This is a genomic window from Mycobacterium sp. E3251 (assembly GCF_001666835.1).
Taxonomy (GTDB): Bacteria; Actinomycetota; Actinomycetes; order Mycobacteriales; family Mycobacteriaceae; genus Mycobacterium.
Map to the genome: position 1 here is coordinate 1 of NZ_LZJF01000111.1, position 607 is coordinate 607.

Genomic DNA, 607 nt, shown 5'->3' on the forward strand with positions numbered 1-607 from the left:
CGACCACCACCCCGGCCGCGCCGTCGGCGAAGATGAAGCAGTTGGTGCGGTCCTGCATGTCCACGGTGGGGGACAGCTTCTCCGAACCGAGGACCAGCACCTTGGCGGCGGTCCCGCCGCGGATCATGTCGGCCGCGACGCCGAGCGCGTAGCCGAAGCCCGCGCACCCCGCCGAGACGTCGAACGCGGGCACGCCGGTGGCCCCCAGCGCCGCGGCGACGGCCGGGGCGCACGCCGGGGTCTGCAGGAAATGCGTGCTGGTCGCGACGATCACGCAGTCGATGTCCGACGGCACCAGCCCGGCGTTCGCGATCGCCTGCCGCCCGGCCTCGGTGGCCATCGACGCGGCGGATTCGTCGCGGGCGGCGAAGCGGCGGGTTTTGATTCCGGTGCGGGAGTAGATCCATTCATCGGAGGACTCGATGTTCTCGCAGATCTCGTCGTTGGTGACCACCCGTTCGGGGCGGTACGCCCCGACGCTGAGCATGCCGATATTCTTCGGTCCACTGGTCGCGGCGATCTGCTTCACTGCTGTCCCCCACCGTGGACATGCAGGACCGCACCAACTGCTTCATCTTCGCCGACGGCGCGGCCGGGGTGGTGGTCG

At 70.2% G+C, this 607-nt stretch carries 2 pseudogenes; one reads left to right on the top strand and one right to left on the bottom strand.

Going from position 1 to position 607, the window contains the following annotated elements:
- A pseudogene (locus A5697_RS13680) lies at nt 1-529 on the bottom strand (3-oxoacyl-ACP synthase); the annotation flags it as partial.
- A 2-nt stretch (nt 530-531) separates the two neighbouring features.
- On the opposite strand from A5697_RS13680, the pseudogene A5697_RS27205 reads away from it, so the two are divergent.
- A pseudogene (locus A5697_RS27205) lies at nt 532-607 on the top strand (hypothetical protein); the annotation flags it as partial.